The organism is Flavobacterium sp. (genome assembly GCF_040402895.1).
Classification (GTDB): domain Bacteria; phylum Bacteroidota; class Bacteroidia; order Flavobacteriales; family Flavobacteriaceae; genus Flavobacterium.
Genome location: NZ_JBBALR010000015.1, coordinates 1 through 9,259, shown reverse-complemented (window position 1 = coordinate 9,259; position 9,259 = coordinate 1). Strand labels below are relative to the sequence as shown.

Below are 9,259 nucleotides of genomic sequence, written 5' to 3'. Positions count from 1 at the left end.
CGGCTGAGAAAAAAGATTCTCAAGGCTTATGTTTTATTGGAAAAGTGCGTTTACCGGAATTTTTACAGCAAAAGTTACAACCAAAAGAAGGTGTAATTGTTGAAATTCCTTCTACTAATGAAATCTATAATTCAATACTTCCTAATTTTGAAAATACAGAAGAAGCATTGGTTTTTTATTCAAAAAACAAAGACTATTCACAAGCAAACGGAATTGTAAAAGGAAAGCATCAAGGGGCACATTATTTTACCAATGGACAGCGTCGTGGACTAAATGTTGGTGGAACAAAAGAAGGATTATTTGTAATTCAAACCGATATAATAAATAACATAATTTATGTTGGTGAAGGAGCCAATCATCCTGGATTATTTAAAAAAGCCTTATTCATTAAAGCAAAAGAAGTACATTGGATTCGCCAAGATTTAAAATTGAATATTGGAGAAACTAAAAATGTAATGGCACGAATTCGATACCGTCAGCCGTTGCAAAAAGCAACATTACATCAATTCGAAAACGGAATGTATGTACAATTTGAAAATCCGCAATCTGCTATTACCGAAGGGCAATTTGTGGCTTGGTATATAGATGATGAATTACTAGGCAGTGGCGTGATTTCTTAACTAAATTTGCTATATTTGATTAATCTTTTGCAGTATGAAAAAAATATACTTTATATTTATTTTAGGTGTAGTCAACTTGGGTTTTGCCCAAATTGAAGATGCTTGGGTATATTTTAATGATAAGCCAAGTTCAGCAACTTTTTTAGCTAATCCGTTAACTATGTTGACACAACGAGCTTTGGATAGAAGAATGGCTCAAAATATTTCTTTAGATATTACTGATGTTCCTGTAGAGCAAAGTTATATTACCCAAATTGCAGCTACTACTGGTATTACAGTTATGGCAAAATCAAGATGGATGAATGCGTTACATATTCGAGGTACACAAACCAATATCCAAACTTTAACAAGTTTAAGTTTTGTAAATCATATTACTTTTGCCAATCATTCCTTAAATCCAGGTGGAAGAATTTCTCAAAACAATAAAATTTCAGCAGTAAACAAACAATTTGAAACACAAGTAATTTATAATTATGGCGGTTCTCAGAATCAAATTGAAATGCTTAATGGACATTTATTACACCAACAAAATTATACGGGACAAGGAAAGGTCATTGCGGTTTTAGATTCAGGATTTTTAGGAGTTAATACAGCTATTCCATTTCAAAATTTAATAACAAATAATCAAATTTTAGGCGGATATAATTTTCCAGATCAAAACGCGAATTATTTTTCAAGACATAATCATGGCTCCAATGTGTTATCTACTATGGGCGGTTTTGCAGAAGGACAATTAGTAGGCACGGCTCCAAATGCCAATTATTATTTATTCATCACAGAAGATATTAATTCTGAAAATCCAGTTGAGGAATCCTATTGGGTTGAAGGTGCCGAATTAGCAGATTACTATGGCGCCGATATAATTAATTCTTCTTTAGGATATTTTGGTTACGACAATCCTAATTATTCTCATCAATATGATGACATGATAGGAAATAAAACATTTTCTTCTAAGGGAGCTAACATGGCATTTAATAAAGGAATTGTTGTTGTAATTAGTGCTGGTAACTCAGGTGCCACATCTGAGCCACATATTGGTACACCAGCAGATGCCATTGGGGCATTAACAATTGGTGCCGTTAATAGTGTAGAACAATACGCTACCTTTAGTTCTATAGGTCCTTCTTATGATGGTCGCGTGAAGCCAGATGTTTGTGCGAAAGGTTTAGGAACAACGGTTTGTTCTCCAACGGGTACTATATATAATTCAAATGGAACTTCGTTTTCTAGTCCTGTTATTGCTGGAATGGTAGCTACTTTTTGGTCAGCTGTACCCAATTTAACGGCCCAGCAAGTGGTTCAATTCATTAAACAATCATCAGATAATTATAGTAATCCTACCATACAAAAAGGCTACGGAATTCCAGATTTTCAATCAGCATTAACTGCCGCTTTAAATTTGGAAATAATTGTTGAGGAAGCACCAAAATATTTTACTGTTTTTCCAAACCCAACACAAGATCTAATGTTTTTGCATCTTGAAGATGCTTCCGAAAAAGGAACAATTGAAATCATAAATACATTGGGGCAAAAAGTAGCTGAAAAAGAATTTGAAGGGTCTTATAACGCCTTTATTGATTTAGAAGATTTACCAAATGGTATATATTATTACAGATACATTTCTACTAAAGAACAGATTGGTAAAATTATTAAAAAATAGGAGTACAAATAAATGAATAAAATCACACAATTATTTGGAATAAAATATCCAGTTATTCAAGGAGGAATGATTTGGAATAGTGGTTATAAATTAGCAAGTGCTGTAAGTAATGCTGGAGGATTAGGACTTATCGGCGCGGGTTCAATGTATCCAGAAGTGCTAAGAGAACACATTCAAAAATGTAAAAAAGCTACATCAAATCCATTTGGTGTAAATGTTCCGATGTTATATCCAAACATCGAAGAAATCATGCAAATTATAGCAGACGAAGGTGTAAAAATTGTTTTCACTTCTGCAGGAAACCCAAAAACATGGACTTCTTTTCTTAAAGAAAAAAGAATTACAGTTGTGCATGTAGTGAGTAGTTCAAAATTCGCATTAAAAGCCCAAGAGGCTGGTGTAGATGCTGTTGTTGCTGAAGGTTTTGAAGCAGGTGGACACAACGGTAGAGAGGAAACTACTACACTTACATTGATTCCAATGGTTAAAGAAAATATTACTATTCCATTAATTGCAGCAGGCGGAATTGCAACTGGAAAAGGCATGTTAGCCGCTATGGTATTAGGTGCAGATGGTGTACAAATGGGAAGTCGGTTTGCTGCTTCAATAGAATCAAGTGCGCATATTGACTTTAAAAAAACTATTATAGAAACTCAAGAGGGTGAAACACTAGTTACTTTAAAAGAATTAGCACCTGTGAGATTAATTAAAAATAAATTTTTTAATGATATTCAAGAGGCTTGTGCCAATTGTGCTTCCGTTGAAGATTTAAAAACGTTATTAGGCAGAGCAAGAGCCAAACGAGGTATGTTTGAAGGCGATTTAGTTGAAGGTGAATTGGAAATAGGACAAATTGCAGGGTTAATTCATGATATACTTCCTGTGGAAACGATTATTTCTAATGTTATTACTGAATTTAATTCAGCAAAAAGCAGTGTAAATGAAATTCAATTTTAATAGATATAAAATGAAAAAAATAATTTTTGTCTTGTTATTAGGTTTAGGTACACAATTGGGATTTTCTCAAACGTACCAATTTAAAACAGTTAATTATTCTGTTTCTCAAAAAAACGAAAAAGGCGAATGGTCTAAATGGTCTAAAACGCAACCCACTGAATTATTGATTAATTTGGATAGAGACAAACATCGCTTTGTAGTATATTCTGAAATTATTCAACTTTATAGTATTTTAAAGTATGAAGATAAAGTAGAAAATGAATCAGGAACTTCCAATAAATATTTTTGTGTTGATAATTTAGGAATAGATACCGCAATTACTATTATATCTCCAAAAAATGCGGGTAGTAGCAAACAAATTTATATTGCAAATGATGAAATGATTATTGAATATGATTTAATTTATTTAGGCGAAAAATAATATCTCTTGCGAACTACTAGTACAAAACACATAGAAAATCCAACTCTTTTTAAAGAGCAAATTTTATATTGGAGTCAGCAATTCAGTGAAACAATCATTTTAGATAGCAATATAGAAAGTAATGAAAATCAGTTATATAAGTCTTATGATTTAATTGTAGCTGTGGAAGCATTCACTTCTATTCAAACCGATTATGAAAAGGCATTTGAAGATTTGTATCAATACCAATCTAAAACAAACGATTGGTTATTTGGATATTTATCATACGATTTAAAAAACGATATTGAAGCGTTGGATTCAAAAAATTATGATGGTTTACATTTTCCTGATTTATATTTTTTTCAGCCAAAAAAAATCTTTTTATTGAAAGAAAATAGTTTAGAAATCCAATATCTAAATATGTGCGAGGATGAAATTGACTCTGATTATGAAGACATTTTAAATCAATCAAAAATCAAAAGTCAAAAGTCAAATGTTGCAATTGAACAAAGAATTTCTAAAGAAAATTACATAAAAAAAGTCCATAAAACATTAGCTCACATTCATCGAGGTGATATTTATGAGGCTAATTTTTGTATGGAATTTTATGCGAATAATGCTCTAATTGAACCATCGGAAATTTATCAAAAATTAAATAGAATATCTGATTCGCCATTTGCTGTTTATTTCAAGAAAAATCAGCAGTATTTGCTATCGGCCTCACCAGAGCGTTATTTGAAAAAAGAGAATGAAAAAGTAATTTCTCAGCCAATAAAAGGAACCGCAAAGCGTGATACTGACTCAAACATAGACGAACAAAATAAAACAGCTCTTTTTAACAACCCAAAAGAGCGATCAGAAAATATTATGATTGTTGACTTGGTTAGAAATGATTTATCTCAAACCGCTACGAAAGGCAGTGTTGAAGTAGAAGAATTGTGTGAGATTTATTCCTTTAAACAAGTACATCAAATGATTTCAACTGTAATTTCCAATGTATCGCATACCACTTCACCAATTGAAATTTTACGAACGACTTTTCCAATGGGAAGTATGACTGGCGCACCGAAAATTTCTGCCATGAAAATTATGGAAGAATTAGAAGAAACTAAACGAGGATTATATAGCGGAGCTGTAGGCTATTTTACACCTTCAGGAAATTTTGATTTTAATGTGGTTATTCGTAGTATTTTGTATAATTCAGAAAATCAATATTTAAGTTTCTCTGTTGGAAGTGCCATTACTGCTGAAGCCATTCCAGAAAACGAATATGAAGAATGTTTATTGAAAGCAAAAGCCATGTTTGAGGTTTTGAATGAAACAGCTTAAGGGAAAAGTAAAAAGTATCAAAGTATCAAAGTAACAAGATAGTCAATTTATGTTTTCCTATGATAGCTACTGATGTTATTTATTACCACAGAAAAAATCCCTGAAATCCATGAAATCTGTGGCAAAAAATATCGCCAATAAATTTTTTTTCAAACAAAAATGTTGAGGATTAGAAATAAATTAACTTTAGAAATTGAAAAAATGTTAAATTCGCTAATAAATAAACTAAAAGTCTAAGTTGAATGATAGTAACTTATCCCTTATCACTTAACCCTTTTTAACTTAAATAATGTTTCAAAAGTTTAAAATCCATATTGATATTAATTTTTCTTTCTTACAAGATAAGAAACTTCTTGTGGCTACAAGTGGCGGTGTGGATAGTATGGTTTTGGTACATTTATTTCAAAAATTAAATTTTAATTTTGCTTTGGCACACTGCAATTTTCAATTAAGAAATTTGGAAAGTGATGCTGATGAAAAATTTGTAAGTAACTACGCAGAACAGCATAAGATTCCTTGTTTTATTAAAAATTTTGATACTATAAACTATTCTGAAATCCATAAGTTATCTACACAAGTTGCAGCCAGAAATTTACGTTACAATTGGTTTAACGAGATTTTAGAACAAGAAAACTTCGATTATATTATTACAGCGCATCACGCTGATGATGTCGCAGAAACGTTTATGATTAATCTTTCTAGAGGCACAGGCTTAGAAGGTTTACTTGGAATTCCATCAAAAAACGGAAATATAATTCGACCTATGTTACCTTTTTCTCGTAAAGAAATTGAAAATTATGCCTCTGAAAACCAATTACAATGGCGAGAAGATAGCAGCAATGCTTCGGATAAATATGTAAGAAATAAAATCAGACATCATATTGTGCCTGTTTTTAAGGAAATTAATGATTCGTTTTTACAATCCTTTCAAAATACTCTTGAACATCTTTATCAGCAACAATCTTTAGTATATGATGCGGTTTTGTTGGTGTATGAAAAAGTAGTTTCAGAACAGAAACAACAATTAAAAATTAATATTCCAGCTTTACTTCATTATAAAAACTATAAAGCGTATTTATATCAATGGCTTCATAAATATGGATTTACAGCTTGGAATGATGTATATGATTTAGTGCATTCTCAATCAGGAAAGCAAATTTTTTCAGAAAACTATGTGCTATTGAAAGATAGGGATTGTTTGCTTCTTTCCCAAAAAACTACTGATTTTAATTCCATTGTTTTTCATTCGATTACTGAAATTACTAATTTTCCGTTAAATTTCAGTTTTTGTAACTTCAGTAACATTTCAAATCAAAACAAGAACGTTATATTTGTAGCCGAATCGAAGTTACAATTTCCGTTAACCATAAGAAAATGGAATTCTGGCGATTATTTTTATCCAGCTGGAATGCAAGGAAAAAAGAAAGTTAGTAAGTATTTTAAAGATGAAAAATTCACGTTATTCCAAAAACAACAAGCTTTTATTTTAGAAAGTAACAATAAAATTGTTTGGATAATAGGACATCGATCCGACGAACGATTTAAGCCAGAAAACACCAATCAAAATATAATACAAATAACCTATAATAATGAAGAAAATAGTTAGTTTATTAGCGATATTAGTTACCTTTTTTGGAACAGCACAAATTGTAGAACCTGTAAAATGGAGTTCAAGTGTCGTTAAAGTTTCTGATACAGAATTGGATTTAATTATTACTGCTAATATTGAAAATAATTGGCATTTATATTCTCAGTTCACACCAGAAGGTGGTGCGTTACCGTTGGTTTTTACGTTTAAAAATCAAAAAGGAAACTACCAATTAATAGGAAAAACTAAAGAAGGTAAATATAAAAAATCGTTTAATGAAATATTTGAAATAGAAGAATATTATTTTCAAAATACAGCAAAATTCACGCAACGAATTAAAATTTTAAATTCAAAATTAAAAACTGTAGATGTAAGTGTAGATGGACAGGCTTGTATAGATGGAAAATGTGTGCAAACAGAAGCCAATTTAAAATTTAATTTACCAGAATTAAAAGTTTTAGAAACAACTGAAACAGTTATTGATTCAGCTGCAAAGAATACAGATTCGGTTGCTACAAACGATGCAGATTCTACAAAACAAACTGTTACAAGTGTAAAAGATTCTAATAATCCAACTCCTAAAAAAGAAGAAAAAAGTTTATGGACTATTTTCTTTTTGGCCTTTCTTGGTGGTTTTGCTGCACTTTTAATGCCTTGTATTTTCCCAATGATTCCAATGACGGTAAGTTTTTTTACCAAACAAAGTAAAACCAAAGCTGCAGGTATTAAAAATGCTATCCTGTATGGGTTAGCCATTATTGCTATTTATGTTTTATTAGGTTCCTTAATTACAGGGATTTTTGGTGCAGAAGCACTAAACGAATTATCTACAAGTGTTACATTTAATTTAATTTTCTTTGCCTTGTTAGTAGTGTTTGCATTATCATTTTTAGGGGCTTTTGAAATAGTTTTACCAAGTTCATGGGCTACAAAAATTGATTCAAAGGCAGATAAAGGCGGAATAGTAGGTATCTTTTTTATGGCATTAGCCTTAGCTGTGGTTTCATTTTCTTGTACAGGACCTATTGTTGGTACATTACTTGTAGAATCAGCATCAAAAGGCGGTTTGGCACCAATTATTGGGATGTTAGGTTTCTCTATTGCCATTGCCTTACCATTTATGTTATTTGCTATGTTTCCAGGTTGGTTAAATTCAATGCCAAAATCGGGAGGTTGGTTAAATACAGTTAAAGTGTCATTAGGATTTTTAGAATTGGCATTTGCCTTCAAATTTTTATCTAACGCCGATTTGGTGTTGCAAAAACATTGGTTAGAAAGAGAATTATTTATTGCCATTTGGATTGCCGTTTTTGCAGCTTGGGCGTTGTATTTGTTTGGAAAATATATGTTACCGCACGATTATGAAAAAGCAGATAAAATAGGAGTAGGGCGTTTGGTTATGGCTATCATCGTTACCACCTTTACTTTCTATATGATTCCAGGATTATGGGGCGCACCATTAAAAATATTAAGCGGATTAACACCTCCAATGACTTATGCAGAAAGCGCATCAGGATTTGGAAATGGGAATTCGAGTACAGCTGAATTACCAGAACACGCACACAATGGACCACACGGTATTGTTGCTTTTGAAGATTACGAGTTAGGTTTAGCTTACGCGAAAAAAGTAGGTAAACCAGTTTTTTTAGATTTTACAGGTGATGCCTGTGCAAATTGCAGAAAAATGGAAGACAATGTTTGGTCAGATAAGTCAATATTACCAATATTAAAAGAAAAGGTAGTTTTGATTTCTTTGTATTGTGATAGAAAAATTGAGTTACCAAAATCGCAACAATACCTTTCTAAAACCACTGGAAAACAAGTAATTACTATTGGAAACAAATGGACAGATTTACAAATTTCTAGGTATAAAAGTAATTCGCAACCTTTATATGTTATTATTGATAATGAAGGTAATGATTTAGAAGGAGTGACACCAATGGCATTTAATACCAATATTGAAGAATATAAAAAATGGTTAGAAGACGGAATTGCTAAGTTTAAAAAATAATTTAGTTCTAAATATTTATAAAATCTGTATGAAATCATTTTATACAGATTTTTTTATTTCAAAAACTTTTCTACATTTGTAATATAAAAGCCAATTTTAAAAGTACACGCCATGTTAGTAAAAGTCTATGGAAGCGCCGTTTTCGGTGTAGATGCCACCACCATTACTGTAGAAGTAAATATCGATAAAGGAATCGGATACCATTTAGTAGGTTTACCAGATTCCGCAATTAAAGAAAGCAGTTATCGTATTGCTGCAGCTCTAAAAAACAACAATTACAACCTTCCCGGAAAAAAAATCACCATAAATATGGCGCCTGCCGATTTAAGGAAAGAAGGTTCTGCCTATGATTTAACCTTAGCTATTGGAATTTTAGCTGCTTCTGGTCAAATAAACGCTGACGAAGTTGGAAAATACATCATTATGGGCGAAATGTCTTTAGATGGTGGTTTACAGCCAATTCGCGGAGCATTATCTATAGCTATTAAAGCAAAAGAAGAAGGTTTTACAGGAATTATCTTACCCAGACAAAATGTAAAAGAAGCCGCTATAGTGGAAGGTTTGGAAGTGTATGGCGTTGATAATGTGTTGCAAGTCATTAATTTTTTTGAAGGTAAAGAAACTCTAATTCCGACCCTAATTGATACGAAAGAAGAATTTTCTAAAAACCTTGAATTTCCAGAATTCGATTTTG

At 31.6% G+C, this 9,259-nt stretch carries 8 protein-coding genes; all 8 read left to right on the top strand.

Features of this window, described 5'->3' with window-relative positions:
- On the top strand, positions 1-620 hold a 620-nt coding region (locus tag ABWP60_RS09250), incomplete at its 5' end, for an aminomethyltransferase beta-barrel domain-containing protein (protein ID WP_353151693.1).
- A gap of 34 nt (positions 621-654) precedes the next feature.
- Positions 655-2,280, top strand: coding sequence for a S8 family serine peptidase (locus tag ABWP60_RS09245; protein WP_353151691.1), 1,626 nt, complete (start codon positions 655-657; stop codon positions 2,278-2,280).
- A 12-nt stretch (positions 2,281-2,292) separates the two neighbouring features.
- On the top strand, positions 2,293-3,237 hold the full coding sequence (locus ABWP60_RS09240; protein ID WP_353151689.1) for an NAD(P)H-dependent flavin oxidoreductase: 945 nt from the start codon (positions 2,293-2,295) through the stop codon (positions 3,235-3,237).
- Positions 3,238-3,247: 10 nt separating this feature from the next.
- Positions 3,248-3,658 carry a hypothetical protein gene (locus ABWP60_RS09235; RefSeq protein WP_353151686.1) on the top strand — a complete coding sequence of 137 codons (411 nt, stop codon included), beginning with the start codon at positions 3,248-3,250 and terminating at the stop codon, positions 3,656-3,658.
- 6 nt (positions 3,659-3,664) lie between these two features.
- Positions 3,665-4,966 carry an anthranilate synthase component I family protein gene (locus tag ABWP60_RS09230; RefSeq protein WP_353151683.1) on the top strand — a complete coding sequence of 434 codons (1,302 nt, stop codon included), beginning with the start codon at positions 3,665-3,667 and terminating at the stop codon, positions 4,964-4,966.
- A 289-nt stretch (positions 4,967-5,255) separates the two neighbouring features.
- Complete coding sequence (tilS, locus tag ABWP60_RS09225) at positions 5,256-6,572, top strand: tRNA lysidine(34) synthetase TilS (protein WP_353151680.1); 1,317 nt, start codon at positions 5,256-5,258, stop codon at positions 6,570-6,572.
- Entirely contained in the window at positions 6,556-8,565 is a 2,010-nt protein-coding gene (locus ABWP60_RS09220; protein ID WP_353151677.1) for a protein-disulfide reductase DsbD family protein, read from the top strand. The genes tilS and ABWP60_RS09220 overlap by 17 nt, the downstream gene beginning before the upstream one ends.
- A 111-nt stretch (positions 8,566-8,676) precedes the next feature.
- A partial coding sequence (locus ABWP60_RS09215; RefSeq protein WP_353151674.1) for a magnesium chelatase domain-containing protein occupies positions 8,677-9,259 on the top strand: 583 nt, incomplete at its 3' end.

Coding starts and splice junctions, on each gene's coding strand:
- ABWP60_RS09245 (WP_353151691.1), top strand. CDS start 655: ATGAAAAAAATATACTTTATATTTATTTTAGGTGTAGTCAACTTGGGT.
- ABWP60_RS09235 (WP_353151686.1), top strand. CDS start 3,248: ATGAAAAAAATAATTTTTGTCTTGTTATTAGGTTTAGGTACACAATTG.
- ABWP60_RS09220 (WP_353151677.1), top strand. CDS start 6,556: ATGAAGAAAATAGTTAGTTTATTAGCGATATTAGTTACCTTTTTTGGA.
- ABWP60_RS09240 (WP_353151689.1), top strand. CDS start 2,293: ATGAATAAAATCACACAATTATTTGGAATAAAATATCCAGTTATTCAA.
- tilS (WP_353151680.1), top strand. CDS start 5,256: ATGTTTCAAAAGTTTAAAATCCATATTGATATTAATTTTTCTTTCTTA.